This is a genomic window from Pseudoalteromonas sp. AWM4_233 (genome assembly GCF_056158285.1).
This window is the reverse complement of sequence record NZ_JBSWSZ010000113.1, coordinates 311,389-331,781: the sequence shown is the minus strand read 5'-3', so window position 1 is coordinate 331,781 and position 20,393 is coordinate 311,389. Positions and strand designations below refer to the sequence as shown.

Annotated in this window: 15 protein-coding genes; 6 read left to right on the top strand and 9 right to left on the bottom strand. The window is 40.2% G+C overall.

What is annotated here, in order from left to right; all coding sequences use genetic code 11:
* Positions 1–59: 59 nt before the first annotated feature.
* The 6 genes from ACXAC4_RS22990 to ACXAC4_RS22965 form a co-directional block, all read right to left on the bottom strand.
* On the bottom strand, positions 60–3,158 hold the full coding sequence (locus ACXAC4_RS22990) for an efflux RND transporter permease subunit (RefSeq protein WP_475165935.1): 3,099 nt from the start codon (positions 3,156–3,158) through the stop codon (positions 60–62).
* Positions 3,158–4,285: an efflux RND transporter periplasmic adaptor subunit gene (locus ACXAC4_RS22985; RefSeq protein ID WP_475165933.1), complete on the bottom strand. Its 1,128-nt coding sequence runs from the start codon at positions 4,283–4,285 to the stop codon at positions 3,158–3,160. The genes ACXAC4_RS22990 and ACXAC4_RS22985 overlap by 1 nt, the downstream gene beginning before the upstream one ends.
* Positions 4,286–4,297: 12 nt before the next feature.
* Positions 4,298–5,023, bottom strand: coding sequence for a TetR/AcrR family transcriptional regulator (locus tag ACXAC4_RS22980; RefSeq protein ID WP_475165929.1), 726 nt, complete (start codon positions 5,021–5,023; stop codon positions 4,298–4,300).
* A 354-nt stretch (positions 5,024–5,377) separates the two neighbouring features.
* On the bottom strand, positions 5,378–7,417 hold the full coding sequence (locus ACXAC4_RS22975) for an ATP-binding protein (protein WP_475165925.1): 2,040 nt from the start codon (positions 7,415–7,417) through the stop codon (positions 5,378–5,380).
* A gap of 151 nt (positions 7,418–7,568) precedes the next feature.
* A complete protein-coding gene (locus ACXAC4_RS22970; protein ID WP_475165922.1) occupies positions 7,569–8,696 on the bottom strand; it encodes a serine hydrolase domain-containing protein in 1,128 nt (375 codons plus the stop codon).
* A 110-nt stretch (positions 8,697–8,806) separates the two neighbouring features.
* A complete protein-coding gene (locus tag ACXAC4_RS22965) occupies positions 8,807–9,691 on the bottom strand; it encodes a LysR family transcriptional regulator (protein ID WP_475165919.1) in 885 nt (294 codons plus the stop codon).
* Positions 9,692–9,772: 81 nt separating this feature from the next.
* On the opposite strand from ACXAC4_RS22965, the gene ACXAC4_RS22960 reads away from it, so the two are divergent.
* On the top strand, positions 9,773–10,189 hold the full coding sequence (locus ACXAC4_RS22960; protein ID WP_475165916.1) for a PACE efflux transporter: 417 nt from the start codon (positions 9,773–9,775) through the stop codon (positions 10,187–10,189).
* Between the two features lie 102 nt (positions 10,190–10,291).
* Here ACXAC4_RS22960 and ACXAC4_RS22955 read toward each other — a convergent pair whose 3' ends face one another.
* From ACXAC4_RS22955 to ACXAC4_RS22945, 3 genes are all read right to left on the bottom strand, one after another.
* Positions 10,292–10,765: a hypothetical protein gene (locus ACXAC4_RS22955; RefSeq protein ID WP_475165915.1), complete on the bottom strand. Its 474-nt coding sequence runs from the start codon at positions 10,763–10,765 to the stop codon at positions 10,292–10,294.
* 151 nt (positions 10,766–10,916) lie between these two features.
* Positions 10,917–12,323 (bottom strand): S41 family peptidase, encoded by a 1,407-nt coding sequence (locus ACXAC4_RS22950; RefSeq protein ID WP_475165912.1) that lies wholly within the window; start codon positions 12,321–12,323, stop codon positions 10,917–10,919.
* 68 nt (positions 12,324–12,391) lie between these two features.
* On the bottom strand, positions 12,392–13,270 hold the full coding sequence (locus ACXAC4_RS22945) for a helix-turn-helix domain-containing protein (protein WP_475165910.1): 879 nt from the start codon (positions 13,268–13,270) through the stop codon (positions 12,392–12,394).
* A 429-nt stretch (positions 13,271–13,699) separates the two neighbouring features.
* On the opposite strand from ACXAC4_RS22945, the gene ACXAC4_RS22940 reads away from it, so the two are divergent.
* From ACXAC4_RS22940 to ACXAC4_RS22920, 5 genes are all read left to right on the top strand, one after another.
* A complete protein-coding gene (locus tag ACXAC4_RS22940; protein ID WP_475165909.1) occupies positions 13,700–15,514 on the top strand; it encodes a cytochrome-c peroxidase in 1,815 nt (604 codons plus the stop codon).
* A 215-nt stretch (positions 15,515–15,729) separates the two neighbouring features.
* Positions 15,730–17,316, top strand: coding sequence for a sensor domain-containing diguanylate cyclase (locus ACXAC4_RS22935; RefSeq protein ID WP_475165906.1), 1,587 nt, complete (start codon positions 15,730–15,732; stop codon positions 17,314–17,316).
* Between the two features lie 229 nt (positions 17,317–17,545).
* Positions 17,546–17,944: a hypothetical protein gene (locus tag ACXAC4_RS22930; protein ID WP_475165905.1), complete on the top strand. Its 399-nt coding sequence runs from the start codon at positions 17,546–17,548 to the stop codon at positions 17,942–17,944.
* Positions 17,941–19,467, top strand: coding sequence for an LruC domain-containing protein (locus tag ACXAC4_RS22925; RefSeq protein ID WP_475165904.1), 1,527 nt, complete (start codon positions 17,941–17,943; stop codon positions 19,465–19,467). The genes ACXAC4_RS22930 and ACXAC4_RS22925 overlap by 4 nt, the downstream gene beginning before the upstream one ends.
* A gap of 152 nt (positions 19,468–19,619) precedes the next feature.
* Positions 19,620–20,393 (top strand): substrate-binding periplasmic protein, encoded by a 774-nt coding sequence (locus ACXAC4_RS22920; RefSeq protein WP_475165901.1) that lies wholly within the window; start codon positions 19,620–19,622, stop codon positions 20,391–20,393.

The following is a 20,393-nucleotide window of genomic DNA, read 5'->3' as shown; positions in this document are numbered from 1 at the left end:
GATTTTACATCGCGTTTTTTGAATGGTGTTGCGTGGGTTAAACCCACGCAACACCATGATCACAATGAATTAGCAAACTTAGTCTCAGTTAATGAGGCTTCAGTTTCCATTTCACCACGGTGGTCTTTTGCCAACATTTGGTAAAGTAGCGGTAATACAATCAGCGTGAAGAAGGTACCAATCAACATGCCTGCTACTAAGATAATACCAATACTGTTTCGTGCTTCTGCGCCAGCGCCGGTTACTAATACTAGTGGGAAGTGACCAAGTACCGTTGCACCTGTTGTCATTAATATTGGACGTAAACGTGTCGCTGCAGCGCCTTTAACCGCTTCAAGTTTCGATTTACCTTCAAGTTGAAGGTGGTTGGCAAACTCTACGATTAAAATACCATTCTTAGCAATCAGACCAATTAAAGTAATAAGACCAATTTGGCTATAAATATTAATCGTCGTTAGCTGTAAAAACGGTAGCATCAGAGCACCTGCAAGCGCTAATGGCGCACAGCCAAGTAACACCACAAGTGGGTCGCGGAAGCTGTTAAACTGAATCGTCAGTAAGAAATACACCACAATCATAGACACTAACAGTACGCCGACCATGGTATTGCCTTCTTTACGTAACTGGCGCGATTCACCGGCATGATCGATTGAGTAGCTTGCAGGCAATACTTCTGCTGCAATCTCTTCAACGGCCGTTAAACCTTGCTCTTTGGTTACGTGTGGCAAAACACCCGCTAAGATCCTAAATGAACTTTGCTGATTAAAAGACCCCAATACGCGCGGGCTTGTGAAGGTTCTTAAGCTCGCAAATGCTGATACAGGAATAAGCTCACCAGAGTCTGTGCGGATCTTCATATCTAAGATATTTTCAGGGTTGTAACGGTCACCGTTATCAACAGCTGGAATAACACGATACGCTTTACCGTCTTTGTTGAAGTAATTCACAAAATTGTTCGACATTAAAATGCTAAGCTGCTCGTTCACTGATTGAAGGTTTAGGCCTAAATCAGCTATCAATTCGCGGTCAATTTCTAGTTCTGCTTGTGGTAAATCGATTTTTAAATCGGTATTCACGAACAAGAAGTTACCACTGGCATTCGCTTTCGCGATGATCTCGTCAGCATATTTCTTCATTGCTACAGGGTCGTCATTGGCTCTGACTACCATTTCGATATCGAACTGGCCCGCAGTCGGTAAAGAAGCTGGCAAAATAGGAAACAAACTTAAACCATTTACACTACCAAGGCTTGCAAACAGGTCGAAGTATAAGTCGTGGACCGAGTTTTCTCGCTCTTCATAAGGTGCTAACTGAACCCCTCCGAAACCTGCGGCTGCAGTGATAATTTGCCAAGTGAATTTTGCACCTTCAGTTTCATTCATGACCTTTGCTGTGTCATTCATTCGACTTGAAGTATAAGCCTGAGAAGACTCAGGAGGCGCTTCAACCACGACTTGAATACTGCTTTGATCTTCAACTGGCGCAAGCTCTTTTTGCGACAGTAAATAAAAGGGTCCAGACAACACAGAAAAGATAATGGCAATAAAGAACACTTGTGGACGCCATGCAAACAACTTATCTAATGACTTAAAATAGAAGTTTTGTAGCTTGTCGAAATAGCAATTCACTCTGCGTGTTAGCTTGCCTTCTTTACCCCCTTCAGGGTTCACATAGGCACTCATGATAGGAGACAGTGTAATAGCCACAAGACCTGAAATCAGTACTGCAATAGCCAAAGTAAACGCAAACTCTCGGAATAAGAAACCAGTTAAACCTGTTAAGAAGCCAATGGGGGCGTAAACTGCAGCAAGGGTTAAGGTCATGGCAATTACGGGCACTAATAACTGACGTGAGCTGATAAGCGCAGCTTGCAATCGAGGTTTGCCTTCACGCATGTGGCGCGCTACGTTTTCAACCACCACGATGGCATCATCAACCACTAAACCAACCGATAATACAATAGCTAGAATGGTTAATAGGTTCAAAGAAAAGCCCATCATCGAAATGACTGCGATGGCACCTAAAATCGAAATAGGAATGGTCACCAATGGCACAAGCGCGGTTCTGAAAGAGCCCATCATAGCAACGATCACAATACCTACAAGTAGCACTGTTTCGGCAAGCGTCGTGAAGATCTCTTTAATTGAGTCACGCATGTACAGCGTACCATCGTAACCAATTTCGATATTCATACCATTCGGTAAACCATCGTTGATCTGTGGTAACTTGGCATAAAGCGCGTCACCAATGTCGATTTCATTGGCACCAGGCAGCGCCCAAATAGCCAGAAAAATTGAATCATGAGAATCTAAACGCGCAGTAACCATACCTTCGGCTTCGCCGATTTCGATGTCGGCAACCGTACCAAGGCGAAGTTGCGAGCCGTCTTGCTCTTTGATAATTAGGTTTTCAAAGTCAGCTACACTTTTCAGGCTGGTATTGGCCATTAAATCGATGCGTTGACGGTTGTTTTCACTGTAACCTAATGTCGCAATGGTGTTGTTTGCTTGAAGTGCAGCAAACACATCACTGGCGCTTAAGTTATAAATAGCGAGTTTATCTGCGTCTAACCAAATACGCATTGCAGGGTCGCGGCCACCTTCAAGGGTGACTTTTTGCACGCCCTCAATATCACTCATGCTTGGCACAACATTGCGAATAAGATAATCACTGACTTCACTGCGCGGTAAGCCTTGCGACTGCACATCTAAATAGAACACGGCATAGGGGCTATCGGCACGCACAATTTGGATAGCGGGGTCTTCAGCCCCTGTTGGTAACTCAAACTTAATTTGGTTGAGCTTAGTAGTTAATTCGGCAAGTGCATCTGTGGTGCTATGGTTTAGCTCGAGCCAAGCTGTGACTTTACTAAAGCCGGCAGTGGTGACTGAATCAACATAATCAACGCCGGGTACGGTTGAGGTTACGCGTTCAATCGGCTCTGTCACATAGCCTTTGACGACATCAGCAGACGCACCGGTATACACCGTATTAATAACCAGTGACGCACTCTCAATCTTAGGATATTGCTGTACCGAAATCTTTTGCGCGGCGTTTAGGCCTGCCAAGATGATCAATACCGACAGTACAATCGCAAGTACGGGGCGATTGACAAAAATGTCCATAAAAGAAGGTTTGTTTTCATGTAATGCACTCATTACTGACCTCCGGTGTTGTCGTCCGTCGTGGCTAATTGCTCATCGAATGGTGCGGTATAAACCAAAATACCTTCTCTTAATTTAAATGCGCCTTCGCCTGCAATAAATTCACCGCCATTAAGACCAGATAAAACAACTTGTTGGTCACCTAACTTTTCACCTAACTTTTCACCTAATGTCACTTGGATTGGTTTGGCGCGCCAGTTTTGTTGCTCATCTTTTTCAAGTGCATAGACAAACTCACCAAAGTGACTGCGAGTGATTGCTGCGGTTGGCACGACTACCGCTTTGGTTGTGTATAGCGGAACATGAACACTGGCGATTTGGTTATGGCTGAGCGCGCCATCTAGATTCGCGATTTCAGCTCTGTAACTTTGTTGTCGAGAGTTGGCATCTAGCATCGGCATTTTAGCGATGACTTTTGCTGCAACTTCTGATGTTTTTTGATTCACCAGTGCGATTTTCATTTCTTCGCCGATTTTAGGCTGGCGAAGTGTTTGCGGCACTGAGAAATCGACCCAAATAGTATCGTTCAGGCCCACTAACGTGGTGATTTGAATATTTGCATCGATGAGCTGACCAATTTGATATTGGCTTAGGCCAACTTGACCTTTGAAAGGGGCGGTAACGGTTTTTTTGTTAATAACGGCATTGAGGTTTTGTACTTCGGCTTTAGCAACGGCTACGTCAGCGTGGGCTTTGTCGACTTCATCTGGGCTAATACGCTTTTGTTGCAGAAGTTTAGTTACACGCGCATAGGTTGATTCAGCTAGAGTAACACGTGCTTTTGCAGCAGCAAGCTTAGCTTTTTCGACACTGGTATCTAATCGCAGTAACACTTGGCCTTTTTCGACAATGTCACCGGGTTTAAAGCCAACGTAAGTGATAGGGCCCGGATACTCATTGCTAATATCAATAATGCTCGGTGCTTTTAACTGGCCGATCACCTTGCTCGTTTGCGTATACTCAATCGTTTCAGCGTAAACGCTAGTCACTGACGCAGAAGGCTCAGGGAAAGATTCGCCAAAGGCGATCATGGCTTGAATTTGGTTAAATTTGGTAAGTCCTAATCCGCCTATAACCGTAAAAATGATGACAATGCTGACAATCCAGCGTTTAATATTCATGGTGTTGCTCCCTTAACGTAATTCTAAATTAATAAGTGCTTGCTCAATTCGCTCAAGAGAATCTGGCGTGATTGGAGAATGCCAGGGATAACTGTTGAGAAGGCGAATTGTGCTGCGAATGATTGGTGCGTTGAAGGCTATAGGCTCTAGTAGTGAGGCTGTACCCTCGATAATTTGTTGCTGTTGCTTAACGCGTATAACTTGCTCGTAACCCACGGTCAGAGCCCAGCCACTAACGATAATTTCTTCAATAACTTCACTTAAATTAGGCACTTCTTTGAGCTCGCCAGCATTGATCCCATCCATGATGGCAAGCTTGAATCCTTGCTCGCAAAGGTTACAGGCTTCAATCATTTTGCCTGACCACAATGACGAAGCACGTTTGATTACCGCTTCGTTGGTTGCGTAAGACTGCAGCTCGTAATCAAACTCAAAGCATTGCAGCTTTTTAGGTGCAATGAGAGTGATTGCCAGCATTTTCTCTGGGGTAGACAGAGGAAGTTTTAAAACGCGTTCGAATACCGATGAGGCATGTCTAAACGATTGAAATGCAAGCGCAAGTACGATGTCTTCTTTACTTTGAACAAACTTATATACAGAGCCCATTGACAAGCCTGCAAGGCGGGCAATCTTTGCCATGGTGAAATCGGTAATTGAGGACTCTTGAATACACTGAACAGCCGCATCAAGGATCATTTCTTGTTGCTGTTCAGGGCTAAATTTTGGTGCTGGCGCCATACTTCATATCTCTTAAATTTTTAGAATAACAACATTCGAATGGCATTCGAATGTTGTTATTCTAGTTTGCTTTGAGGTTTTGTCAACCAATGGCGGGCTAGAAAACCTACTTATGTGATTTTAAAAATTGCTTATTAAATAAACTCAGAGAGTTAGCTTAAAGCGATTGAGTGAAGCACTTTAAAACCTCGAGTAAGGCTAAGGTCAAGGACTTATTTGAAAGTTTTTAAGAGAGGTTTTATCGTTGTTGATCAAAGAATTATTTGGTTTATCGGTCAGTTTTATGAAAAATATGCGACTTTAAGATTCGCAATCAAAGTTAATTAATCGCAATATATAGCGCTTAGTTGTTTGCTAAAGTTTTCTATAGTTAGATCTATGCTGGTTAACAGCGTAATTGATTGTTTTAAATAAACTATCTGAGTCGATCGGTTTATGCTCTACAGCATCAAAGCCACTTTCTATAAACTCTTTAATACTGCCTTCTTCTACTTCTGCTGTGACCGCAATGACAGGTAGGTAGCGCCTATCATCCTTAAGTTTTCTAATTGCTTTTAAAGCTTCTAAGCCATCCATGTTGGGCATGCGAATATCCATCAAAATCACGTCATAGTTATTTTCTTCTAGTTGCTCTAAAGCCTTAAGCCCATCATTTGCAAACGTGTATTGGTGTCCTTCAGCTTTTAACATTGCTTCGATTATAATTTGATTTATCTTTACATCTTCGGCAACCAAAATTCTAAGATAGTCCTTACTATCTGATTTAACTAAAACTTCTAACTCTTTGTTGTCTAGTCGTTCTGCACTTAGTAACGGAATTCGAAACCAAAAGGTTGTGCCTTTAGATAGCTGACTGCGCGCACCGATTTCACCATCCATTTGTTCAACCAAACTCTTAGAGATAGAAAGTCCCAGCCCTGTTCCACCAAACCTTCTGGAGAGCGTCTGTTCTGTCTGTTCAAATGGATAAAAGACTTTAGAAAGTGATTCTTCATCAATACCTATTCCTGTATCTGTTATTTCAACCAAAAGCATTTTATTTTCCCAACTTAATGCGATGGTTACAGAGCCGCTAGACGTAAACTTAATAGCATTGCTTACAAGATTGAATAAGATTTGTCGTATACGGGTTGGGTCTCCGTATACATATTCTGGAACGCTGCTGTCGATTTTTAGTTCGAGCTCAATAGATTTGTTGGTAGCCTCAGAAGAAAAAATTGAAACAACCAAGTTAGGAACCGATCTTAATTCGAATTTACTTTTTTTGATTTTCAACTTACCTGCTTCAATTTTAGACTGGTCTAAAATGTCATCTATGACTTGCCTTAATGTTTTCCCCGCATCTTGAATATTGCCTAGTATTTGAAACTGTTTATCACTTAGTTGAGTTTTCTTTAGAATGTCAGTTAGGCCCAATACACCAGTTAAAGGCGTTCTAATTTCATGTGACATCTTAGCAATAAACATAGACTTTTCTTTGTTTATCTTTTGGTTAAGTTCATTAATATTGTTAACTGAAGCAGCGATAAACATCATGGTCGATATGATAGAAAATAAAGCGAGTTGGTACTGTAAAATCACTTGGTTATATTCGAGTAAATTGGCTGGAGGGCTCATAGCCAAAACTAATATTGCGAATATTCCTAATGTAAACGCTGAGGAAGTAATGATCACTTCCTTTTGCCTAACAGAAAAAAGTGTTAACAAAGGGATCAAAATAAAGATTGAAATGTGCGACAAAAATTGCCCATGAAATCTGATTTCTATAAAAATTAAAATGATTGCAGTGAAAAGAATGGAGAGTATTTCTATCGCTTCGTATTTGTTATTAAGGTTGAGCCTTTGTTTTTTTATCAAAGCCGACTCTAAAAAAGGAACTAATAACAAGATCCCCATAAAGTCACCGATTGTCCATGTGACGAATACATTTAGGAAGGCACTGCTAGGAATTAATCCGGCTATCCACAACCCTGTTACGCCAAAAGTTGCACTAATTAATGAGCCAAGAATTACAGGTACAATAATAAAAACTGCAACGCTACTAACATTATCAAGGATGTATTTGTTGGGGAATAGCTTTTTCATTGTGCTCACACCCACCCAAATACATAGTAAGTCACCCAAACCATTCATTGAACCTGCAAATAAACTAAGTAAGGTAGAAGGCGATTCATCATTGAAGATATAAGCTGAAACGTTACCTATAAACGCACCCAGAAAGACACCGGGCAATAGCTTATTGCCCATTAGGTAGACCCAAATAAAACAAATACCAGAAGCAAGCCATATAGGAGTGACATTTCCAGGCTCAATTGCAAAATATTGGCATAGCTTGGCAGCAATAACGTAAGAGGCTGCTAAGTATAAATTTTGGAGAACTAGTGATAAGTTCATTCAATACTTTTGAAATAAAAGATGATATTGAATAAATATAGCACCAAAATAAGCAGTGGTTATTTTGTTTAGTCAGTAAACACACTACTTATCTTACGGTGGGGTAGTAGCTGTTAGTAAATATGTGCAGAGGGAAGACGTAAAGCCAAATTTATGAATTTGGCTCTATGGCTTCTTTGTAAGCGATTAAATGGTCAAACACCTGCTTTGAAATGGCTTCTAGCGCTTCTTGAGTATCGCCTTTTGCTAAGTTTGTGACGATGAAAATACCAATATTTTGCTTCGGATAAATAGCTAGCCAACTAGACGTGCCCATTGAGCCGCCACTTTGATATAGCATGATTTCATTTGAATTGTCTTGAGTTGTGTTCCAATAAAACGCTGTGCCATGACCCATCCAACTTTGTTCCAAAAGTTGATGAGAAATAGCTACTTCAGGCTCTGAAGATAATTGATGGCGCACATAATGTGTCATGGACTCAAGGTCTGAAGTTAACCCGCCGCCTGCATACCAATATGCACTGGCCAAGGGCATCTGATTGCCGTTTCCATCTGATCCGATTGTAACTTTACTCACCTCAGAATGTGCGCGTCTGAATTTAGTATTCAGCTCTCCAGATTTGCTGGTGATTATGTCAGTAAGAAGTGTTTCAAAGGGTTTTTGATATACTGATTCAACAATATAAGCCGCTAAATTAGTCCCCACGCTTGAATAGACATAGTCCTCGCCAGGTATAGAGCTAAGCGTCACTGCTTTAAGGTCGTTAAAATAATCGGCTCTGGTGTATTTTGATATTTTGTCAAAATATCTGCCTTGCTCTATATCTTCGCGACTAACAGCAAAACTATATGGTAGACCACTGGTGTGGGTTAGAAGGTGTCGCAAAGTTATATATTGGTTGGAAAGTTCTAAATTTTTGTATTCGAAATTTTTAAGGTATTGGCGGATATCTTTATCAAGCTCAACTTTGCCGTCCTGAATGGCTTTCGCAACAACTAATCCTGTATACGTTTTGGTGATTGAGCCAATTTCGTAAAGTGTTTGGTTATTAGGCGTATCACCATTACTTAAGGTTCCTAAGTGATATTGGTACGTTTTGTCTGCATCTACCACAGAAATGGAGACGACCTGCCCAGCATTTCCATCAATAAATTCACTAAGCTCCTCTTTTGTGTTTGCTTCAAAATTTATTGCATCATGACTTTTACACGCTGCCAACACAGAGAATAATAAAGCCACCAATATAGACGGTATTGTGCGGGTTAGTAAGTGGTTCATTGTTTTCCTTTTACAATTATCAAAATCACTCATTAGACGTTAAGAATGAGCAAAAGGTTTAAATGTTGAATTCATTCTATTTATTGAAAAGCTATCTAATGAGTTAGTCATCACTGAGGTTCAAACAACTCTCTAGACTCTACCTCTAGCCAATTAAGAGCAGCGCCTTTAACGCTGCCCATTTGCATAACGCGATCTACAGGAATAGTCCAAGTTTTAATGTCGAAACTAATTGGTAGTTTTACAAGATCATGTTCAGAGCAATGCTTTTCTACTAAATGATTTGGTAAATAACCCCACCCCAAGTTTTGCTCCAGCATATCTCTGATAGCAGAAAAATCATTGCTGTAGTATTTGTTTGGCGATATTTCAGGTAGCAGTGCGGCTTGCTTTCCTTCAGTACTTTGGAAAATAACTTGTCGATAAAGCGCAAGTGATGATCTCGATACACTCTTTAACTTGCTTAATGGGTGGCTTTTATGTGCCACGACTGAAAAAGGCAAATGACCCAATAAGCCAAGTTCGACTCCTGTTGGCATACTGCCGTCAATTAACATCAGCCCAAAGTGTGTTTTTCCTGACTTCACGAGTTCTGGAATATCACAGCTTTTAGCAACATTGAGGGTAATATCAGTATCTGGAAAATGAGCACTGAATTTATCTATCAGCCTATAAAGATCAGTAAATAGTAAAGATGGATCAACGGCTATCTGAATAGAGGTCTCATTCATCAATTCCAGTGAGCGCGCGGCAGACTCAAACTCTTGTGTTTGTTGTAGAACGGCTTTTGCATGAGCTAAGAGTCTCTCACCTTCTTTGGTTAGACTCGGCCTGCGAGTCGCCCTATCAAAAAGTTTAAGGTTTAAATCTATCTCTAAGTTTGAAACTGTATGGCTTATTACGGATTGAGCTTTTCCAAGCTTTCTTGCGGCTGAAGAGAATGACCCTTCCTCAGCAATGACTACAAAGACTCTTAACTGTTGTAAATTTAACATATCAATACTTTAGATAGTTACTAACTTTCTATCATAGTAATAATGGATATTATTTTCTTCAATCTAATTGAGGAAATATCTATGAGTACCAAAGAAAGAGTTTTTCACAGCATCCTTTTTGAAGTAATCGCACTGATTATATTGATCCCATTAGGCGGTTTTCTTGGGGGGCTGAGTTTTAAGAATATGACTGAGGTCGCCATAGTTTTAAGTTTGATAGCAATGTGTTGGAACTTCGTGTTTAACAAATTGTTCGATCACTATTTCGGAGAAAATAGAATAGAAAGAGGGGTCTTGATGCGTATTTTTCATGGATTATCATTTGAACTAGGACTGTTAGTGATCACACTCCCTATTATAATGTATCTCTTAGACATAGACCTGCTAAGTGCATTAATACTCGACTTAGGCATTATTATATTCTTCTTAATCTTCGCAGTGGTATTCAATTGGTCTTACGATTCAATTAAACACTCGATGACCAACAAAAGCTTTTAACAAAGCTCATAAGTGGGTTGCAGCTATATGCAATAAGGCAAATATAATCTGCCTTATTGCATTTGATAGTTAAATAAGAACGAAAAGAATTTTCTTATTCGATTATTTAAGTACGGTTTTCTTTAAAACTTCCGCACTATCCGTGGTAATAAATTCAATGATTTTGCCATTTTCGATTTTGAAAATACTCACCTTGTCATCTTCGCTTGGCAAAAATGCCAGTTCATCATCTTCTTTGGCCAGTACGATGTTGTACTTTTGTTTTTGCATTTTTGGAATTGCAATATAGCTGCTAATAAGCCCAGGCATTCCACTGATGTCAGCGTAGTATTGAATATTGGCTTGTTGAAGCGTTTCATCAGTTTGCCCTGCAAACGCGTCGCGCGTTACTCGACTGCTGTCCATGTCATGGGCGAGCACTAGCCATTGGGTGCTAGATTTTAGTGAATGCGGTTTATCGAATTGATCGTTAAGAGTCGGGAGCTCGACGTTATCGCCAATCGACAATACTTTTGCGTTTGCAGCAAATGTCAGTAATAAAGTAGAAAGAACAGCGATTTTTTTGAACAGATGCATAATGGCATACCTTAAAAAGTGATGCGTGATATTTTTAGCTGTTATCTATAAATTGTCTAGCATCTTGTGCAAAGTGAAGCGTCAGATAAAGTCGATGAAAAAAGCCAGCATCCAGCTGGCTTTGGTGTGCAGTTAGTGCTTTAGCGATTAACTAAAGCTTGTTTTTTGAAACCGTGATTTCGGCAAGGGTCTCTTTAAGCATATTTATATGCTCTTCGCCTTTGACTTTTGATAGCCCGATATCAATGACGCTTTTAGCTTCGCTAAGTTGGTCCATTTTTGCCAAAGCGCGTGCCCAGTACTCGTATAAAAAGGTTTCTTGCTCGTTAAAAGTGACTGCAATTTCTAACAAGAAAACGGCGTATTTTGGTGACGTTTCCCAGCTGTCATACGCTAAGTTTGCCAGCTCTCTATCAGTGAGGTTAAGTGTATTCAACAGGGCTTTAGTTTGCTTTTGATAACCTTGTTTTAAATCAGTTAATGATTTTTCTGATTGTTTTACATCATTTAATAGCGCGAGTAGTTTATCGAGTGATTGCTCGCGTTCAGTTTTAAGTGCTTGCCAGCTTTTCTCGACTTCAGTGCTTGCTAGTTCAATGGCTTTGTCGAGCGCTTGATCTTTTTCTGTTGTAACATGTGGCACTACACCCACCGTTTCCCAATTGGTTTTGGTGATAGGGTTTATTGCAGCACCCGTTGCGACAAACATTCTAAAGTTATCGTTGATGGTAAACATGCCACCAGGGTTCGCCGCGCCTCGGGTGGTTTCGCCCACTAAGGTAGCGCGTTTTCTGGTTTGCATGTTATAGCTAAATTCTTCAGCAGCAGACGCGGTGCGATTACTGGTTAGCACATATAGAGGTACATCAGGCAGTTTGTCACCCGACACTTCATCTAAAACGTGGTAGTCGATGGTTTCGTTGTCTTCTCTGTAATATAAGCTGTTTAATAACAGGGGTTCATCAAAGAAGTAACTACATAAATACTGAACTGTTCTTGGTGAGCCGCCTCCATTTTTACGTAAATCGATAATGATGGCGTCAGTATTTGCTAGTAGTTTCATTGCCGAGTCGATATATGGTTGGCTTTCAGTTAAGCGATAAAAACCACGTAAATCCATATAGCCTATGTTATTTTCAAGTACTTTTGCGCCAACCACACCTTTATTTTGCGAGCCAAAGCGGGGTGGGTTGAGCAAGCTATCGCGTAAACGAGATTCTGCGCCTTTAACTTCCTTATTAACTGGATTTGCTCTCACTCTTAAATGGCGATCTTCAGCGGTTTCTTCTAACCAAGTTGAGAGAGCTTTGGCAAATTCTTCGCTGTCAGTGTGAGCGGCAAATTTCCCTTGTTTGAAGGCCTGTTTTAACTTTTGATTGGTTTTTGTTGCCACTTCAGGATAAACATAATGTTCCGCCATTAACTCGCTTACTTTGTCGATAACTTGTTGTTTTTCGGCTTTTGAAATAGCTTGGGCAAGTGCTGTTTGGCTGTTTAAGCCTATGAGAAGTGCAATAGAAAGTGCGGTTTTCTTAAATGATGTCATAGTATTTTTCACAAAGTGTCCTTGTTAAGAAAAACCTACCAAGTTCGCACACGTAAAAATTGTAAAAAAGTTAAGCAAGCTCAAAAAGGGTCGTATTTACCTATGAATCGATTGTTGATTGCTGCTTGAAAACCTTGATTTAAATGTGCTTCAGCAGAGTTTAAATAGCGTTTGGGTGTTTGTCCAAGCAGGCTTTTAAACTCTCTATTTAAATGAGCTTGGTCAAAATACCCGGCGTTGATTGCTGACTCTGTGAGTGTTTGTGTGGCCGATTGACTGTGTAGTAAAAAGTTGTTTAAACGCCAAATTTTGCAGAGCTCTTTGGGGAGTAGGCCAATGTTATCGAGAAAGTGCTGTCTGAGAGTGACTTTACTTATCGAGAACCTATCACACATGTCGGAGATTTTTATATCGCCTCGGGCATTTAATATGGCGTTGGTCTCGGCTCTTAAAAGCTCAGAGATAACATAGTCATTGGCAATAAATTGGCTATGCAGCCAAGGCGTTATTTTCTCTATTAATACCTGCATCTGTATGTTGATGTGGTCTTCATTTAATTGAGTTAATAGCGGTAAAACATCGTTTAAGTAGCCTGAATGACTGAGATATTGCGTGATTGATTCTATGGTGTTTTTCACTTCGAGCGATGACATAAACTGCTGCTTTAGAAATGAAAAAGGTTTTAGCCTCACGCCAAAAATCCACTGCGGATGTTTGCTATAGAGTGTGTATGCACTGATCTGTTGACCAAGAATCGATACGCCAGCGGGAACTTGCTTGATAGGTAATTGATTATCAAATTTTGAAAAGGCAATAGGATGACTGTGTAAAAGTAAATCAAAGACGCCTTGGGGGATAAATAACGCCTGCTCTGAAAGCTTTTGGCACCAAAATACTTCTACCGAATGAGATAACCAAGCAGGGGGAGGAAGATCGAAGTAGTCCCTTGATTGCACCATTATTTACCTATCATCGGATACATAAAACAGACTCAATGGCTTATGCCATGCTGCCAAACGATAAAATATTAACAACAGTGAGCGTTGTTTTTAAGTCCTGCGACATTCAATTTCCTTCTGGGCTCATGGCTAATTTAGTTAAGCCAATATAAGGGGTCTTACTGAATTTTTAAATTGATAAATCGTTACGGTATGTGTCATTGAGTCATTAAAACTAGTCCTTTTTTATCTTTAATTTTTATTTTGTTCATATTTTTTCCTTAATTCGTATTTAGCCTAACAATTGGGGCACTTATAAGTGGCTTAATAATTCATAACCTCATGAATCTAAATTAAATAATAATAAATATCGAATTTACACAATTAAGGAAACGTGTAATCAAACACTCAAAAGTTGTTTACAGGAGTAAGCAACTGAGGAGAAAACACATGTTTGGACAAAGTCACCAAAGCGGTTTAGTTAAACTCTGTTACGCATCTTTGTTTAGCGCCGCACTTTTCGCAAATGCAAGTACGTCAATTGAAACGAGCGCACCGACTGAACTCATCGCCAAAGTACGCACCAGTACTGAAGTGGGTTTAAGTTGGCAAGCACCAGAAGGTGTATCGGGAATACGTGCTTATCGAGTCTTTCGTGATGGTCAGCGTATTGGTCGCACTGCAATGACTTTTTTCGTCGACTCAACGGCGTCACCCGGCGTGGAACACACTTATCATGTTCAAGCAGTGGCGCGTGGCAAGATCACAAGCCTAGCTTCGAATAGTGATACTGTTAAACCCTTAGCGCATGATAATAATGATGGTCTGAGAAATGGCTCGGTGATCCGCATTGGTATTGAAAGGTTAAGTGACCATTGCGGCAGCAACGATGTGACAGCGATTGCCGATGATGCTTTAAATGACTGTTTAGACAAAGTCCTTGATAGTGCAGGTATTGCCCCACAATTAGAAAATTTACAGGCGTATGTTGCTCGTTATCGCCGTCAAGAAGATAGAGAGCTTATTGAATTAGGTAAACGTTTATTCTTTAGTAAAGCCTTAAGTCAGAACCACGATACCTCATGCGCATCATGTCATCATCCAGCTGAAAGCTGTGGTAGTGATGGACTTTCTCTGTCAATTGGCGTGAATGCTGAAAACCCAGATGTAATGGGATTAGGTCGAACAGATGGCAGTATAGTACCCGCGGTGGGCAGAACCTCACCAGCGGTGTGTAACTCAGCCCTTTGGGTTGGCAGTATGTTTTGGGATCAACGTGTGAAACTTAGACAAGCCAACCGTGATAGTGAGGTTGGCTTAGTTTCAACAGCACCTATTCAAACCCCTGAGCTTGATGTAACTCGTGCAATGAACGAACAAGTTGATGCAAACGATCCGCTACGTTTATTGATGGCGCAAGCACACTTTCCAATTACTGCCGCTGCTGAAATGGGTGACCCAAGTGGGTTTGAATCACCGCAAGCTTACCGCGAATTTATCGCTGCAAGATTACCGACTCAGTGGAAGCCGCTATTTGAAAAGGCATTTGGTGACGACTCAGTAAACTTTATGCGAATTGCCCGTGCAATGTCGGCATATCAGGCGTCATTTATGTTTATCGACAACCCTTTCTTTGATTATGTTCAGGGTGAGCACGATAAATTAACAGCTGAAGAAAAACGTGGCGCGCTATTTTTCTATACCGGTGCTGGGTGTGCCAATTGCCATGATGGCGCGATGTTCACCCCAGAGCGAACGCGCGGGCCACTTTATCCGCAAATTGGCGTCCATGGTGTCGCCGATGGTAATGCGAAAAACCAATTCAGAATGCCAAGTTTGCTTAATGTCGGCATAACAGCACCGTATGGAGATAAAGGCGTATTTGCTTCACTGGAGCGAGTGATTGAGCACTACTCAGATGTAACCGGCTCTCTAGAAAAGTTTTATGGCGAAAAAGAGACTTGTCAGTTGCCGCAATTTCAGCACTTGAGTGAGCTACAGTGTGATGAAGTCGTGGGTGAAGCTGGCTCATTTGTGTTAGACCTTAATGCGCAAAATAGAGCTGCATCTGATAGAAGTGATGATGCAATAATCCGAGGGTTTAGCGAGCAACAGGTGAGTTTATTAGCTGCATTTTTACGCTCATTAACTGACCCAGAAGCCATGGCTGGCAGTAATGAAATTAAAGCGCTTATTCCACCTCGAGATGGTGGACCTGATGGCCATCAGTTTGATGTGATTGATGCTGAAGGTAATGCGCTCTAGATAAGGAATGAATGTATACTGAGTGACCTCTCTTAGAGGTTACATAGTGGATATACCAAGTAAGCAAGACAAGGTGCTTTTTAGCACCTTTTTTTATTGCTATTGCAGCAAAAAAACTGATTAAACCTATACTTATATTCGAACCTAATGACACAAGAGTCCTTATGTAGAGTATGAGAAACCTGATAATTAAAAGTCTCCGCTTAAAGTTATTTTTGCTCTTTGCACTCTTGTTGATTGGGTTTTCATCTGTTCATTTATTGATCCGCTATCATTGGACCTTACCTCAACTCATGGGCCTTGAGGTTGAGAATGATAAAAAAGACATCAAAAAATTAGGGTCTGCGTTTGCGCGGATCCAAAGTGAAATGCAAAGGCTGGTGTACGATAATGCCGTATGGGATGAGATGACTCGAGCTATCGAGCGCGAAGATAAAATGTTCTTATACGAAAATTATCACATTAGAGAATCCCTGCAGTCTCTTAATTTGAATGGTATGCACTTCTATGATTATAAAGGTAAAGCCATCAGTCATTTTGCGCTAGAAAACAATGGAGAGGTTATCACAGACTCACTTTTTCAAGTTGCCTCTCAGCAGCAAAAAGCGCAATTTTTAAGTGTTCAAAGCTCAGAACCCTTAGAGCAACAAAAGCTACAATTTAAGTCAGGTTTAACAAGGTTTAAAGAAGATTTAATTCTGTTTGTAAGTAGTACCATTGTGCCTTCGGTAGGCACAGGAAAGGTTTACGGTAATATGCTGGTTTGGACCTATTTAGATCATAAAGTTAGTCTACAACTCTCTGAGTTAATGCAGCGGTATATTCAATTACACACCTACTCAAATATACCAAAAGATAAATTGATAATTCCTTTTGAAGAATACAAGCGCTATCCCACGATTAGAACTCAGGATAAGTTGATATATGTTTCTTTTAATGATGTTTTAGGTAATGCAGAACTTGTTATGGCCTACTTAAAGCCAAAACGTATGTTCGCTGACCAGTTAATAGAGACCTCCATGGGGATTGCTTTAATTAGCTCGATTTTTATTCTCGCGTTTATTTATTACCTGATTAATAAAGTGGTAATTAGCCCGCTTAGCTCATTAAGAAAAACTGTCTATCGGGTGATTAAAGAGGGCGATTTTTCGCAAGAGACCAACATAAAAAGACAGGATGAAATTGGTCATCTAGCACATCTAATTGATGGGTTGTTTGCGACCGTTGATAATCAAAAAACAGTTCTCGTTGAGGCAAATAAACAACTGCAAAAGCTCAGTGACACAGATGAATTAACTAAAATAGCTAACCGCCGTGCTTTAATGAGCTTCTTAGACATGCTTGCTAATAAGCGCGAACCAGCTTTATTTCCCATCACTATGATCATGTTAGATATAGATCACTTTAAAAGTTATAACGACCACTATGGACATCAAGGAGGTGATGAGGTTATTTGCAAAGTCGCAGAGGCGCTTGCTGAAAATACACGTTCAAGTATGGATTTGGTAGCGCGATACGGCGGAGAAGAATTCACTATTTTGCTGACACAAGTGAATGTACAAGAATCAATATTTGTTGCTGACAAATTAAAACAAGCTGTGATGGAGCTTAACATACCCCATGAAAAGTCTACAACAGCTGAATGTTTAACAGCATCTTCAGGTTTAACAACCTGTAACGCTCCAGATGAGTTTGATATTGAGCAGATGTTTCGCATCGCTGATTCGGCATTATATGAAGCAAAAGATAATGGTAGAAATACTCTGGTGAGTAAAAGCTATAAAGGCTTAGATGGCATTTAGCTTTTAAGTATTGTGTAGAAGTTTATTGACTGCTTTTCTCTATATTACTTAACAATTTTCCTATTTGGCGATCTTGATTTTTTACTTTATTCGCATTTACTTTATTCGCAAAATGCGATTCAGAACGCAAAACCCTCAGCTGTTCAAGTATTTCACTATTGATTTATATCACGTTTTTGTTGGTACGAAAGTTGGTTGTTCGAAGTATAACCGCCTTTGGAGAATGTCAATGAAACGCATACTGATCATGTCAATGTTATCACTACTTACAGCATGTGGTGGTGGGGGAGAGTCTGAAGCGCCTCAACCTAGTCAAGCAGCGTCATCAACACAAGCGCAGCCACAACCTCAATCAGATAAATTATCGGATAATAAAGCGCCAGATAATGCACAGTTTTCGCAGTTTAAATCTCAGAATATGGAGATTGATATCTCCGGATTGGGCTTTGAAGCAAAGACGGTATTTCTGAAAATTTATACACTGGACAATAAAACTTTATTTCTAGGAAAAGTACCAAATTCACCAAGTTTTGAGTTCTACCTACCTAACGATGTAAGTAAAGTTAAATATGATGTGTTTTCGACTTTAAAGACCGATCCGCAAATTACAAAGGAGTATGAGCTATGAAAATGTTAGTGTTAGCGTGTACTTTATCAATGATGAGCGTGTCTACTTCGGCACTTGAGAGTATCAAACTCAAAGACACGATTAATAAAGGCTTTGGTGTTGTCGATATTCTTAAACCCCATGCTAGAAGCACTTTTAAATCTGATTTGACTGGCGAAATGTTAGAAGCCTATAAGCAGCAAAATTCGGGAAATCTTGTGTTTGCTATCGATGTAAATGAGGCTGCCAATGGTACAGAAAAAGCATCGACACAAGGTGTGGCAGTTGAAAGCGCGGTATTAGAGTTTGATATGGGTGCTGAAGTTGTGACTTGTAACGTTTTTACGACCAACACTGCTGCTATGCTAATGAAAAAAGGTGCTTCACAGCGTTCTGAGTACTACACTTTAATTGGTGCAACAGGTAGTAGCCATATCACACCAAGTACAGATGGGGATATCTTTGGCTCAGATTTTGGCGGTACCATGACAATGCCCATAAATTCTGATGCTTGTACTGGGACGTCTTTTGATTTAACCAATGTTCAAAGTGCTTCACTTACACTGCAATTCTTAGAAACCGATGACAAGCTTGGCGATCCAGAAGCGTTTTATGATTATTCAAATGGCCCTGAAGATATCGCAATTTTAACCGCCAATGATGTGTCTTTTTTAAATTTCGCGCAAATAGGTGTAGATGAAGCACCGCTAGTTATTGCTAAAAGCCAAGTAACTGAGCCTGTAGACAGTTGGTTATACTATCCAACCAGCGACAGTTATTTTGTAGTGAGCTATGAAGATCAATATCCTAATTTAGGTGATTATGACTTTAATGACCTTTTGGTTGGTTACAGAGTAGGCTTTGGTTATAGAAACAATGATCAAAGTGGTGAGTTAGAAGTTGTGTCAATTATTACAACCGGCTATATGATAGCGAGAGGGGCAAGCTACGATCATGATTGGTATTTACATATTCCTATTGATGAATCGGTGTCTGGTAGTTTAACTATGAATATGTTCAAAGAAGACAGTGAAGAGCAATTAAATGGTTTCCCTGTTATAAGTCAAGTCAACGATGCACTTGATGTGAAGGTATTAGCTAACAGCAAGTCGCTAATGCATCTTAGCAACCAAACTTTTGTGAATACGCTGAGTGATGTCGAAAAAGTCAAGGGCAAAAAGTTTTCATTTACCTTTAATTTAGATACACCTTTTCCTGCTAGTGCGTTAGGTCAACCACCTTATGACCCATACCTACATGTACTAAATACAGGTCAAGAAATTCACTTACCAGGACAAGTGACGCGCATTGCAAGTTCAGCAAACTTTGGTGACACCAGCAATTTTAAAGACGAAAATAACTATCCGTATGCACTAATTTTCCCCGATGACTTTTACCCGCCTCTAGAAGGTGTTGATATTGGTGATGCATACACTGATTATCTGAATTACACACTAAGTCCAAATCAATCAAATGAAACTTGGTACATGTCTCCAGATACCAGCAAAACGAAGAATATAGGGAAGGCTTTCTGGAAATGGTGAAACAAGGCGCTGAGGCGCCTTTTCTTTTTAATTTTTGCAGAGGTTATTTAAAAGATGAGAGGTTAGCGAATTAATTTCACCTTTTATTGCTATGTTCATAATCTGTCTTTTTGATCTAAGCTTATTTTATAGTCATTTTTAAGGAAGAATGTGTGCGAATTTTATTATTACTTATTTTGCTAGTCAGTGGGGTTTCCCATGCTAAGCAACTCACGATTGCAATAGGGGAATATCCACCTTTTGCGAGTCGGGAGTACCCTCAGCAAGGCATTGTACCTAAAATTATTCGTGCTGCATTTGGAGCCCAAGGTTATACGGTTAAATTTGAATTCATGCCATGGGGAAGAAGCTTTGCATCGGCATTACAGGGTCACTATGATGCAGCTGCTTTTTGGTTTTGCGTACCGGAGAGAGAGAAAGACTTTTATTGCTCAGACCCTCTTTATTACGAAGCCACTTATTTCTATTTTCATAAAAGAAAACCGTTGCAAGACTGGCAAAACTTATCAGAGTTAAGTCACTTTAATATAGGTGCTACGACTGGGTACAGCTATACCGAAGAGTTTTGGCAGTTCGCCAAGCGCGGCGTACTCAAGGTTGATACGGTTACGACAGACATACAAAACTTTAAAAAAATGATTAAAGGCAGAATAGATCTATTTCCTATGGCAACTATTCCTGCAAAACATCTTTTAAAGAAGCACTTTACAACGGAAGAAATTGAGCAAATAGCCTTTCATCCAAAGCCTCTCATGGTCGAGAGCAGTCATTTACTATTTTTGAAGCAATCTAAGCATTCTAAGCAATTACTTGAGACATTTAATAAGGGGCTAGAAGCCATTAAAGAGTCTGGAAAGTACGACACAATCTTAAATTCAGTTGGATCATTTAAGGCATCATCTTCAAAGTATATTTTTCTAAAGTAA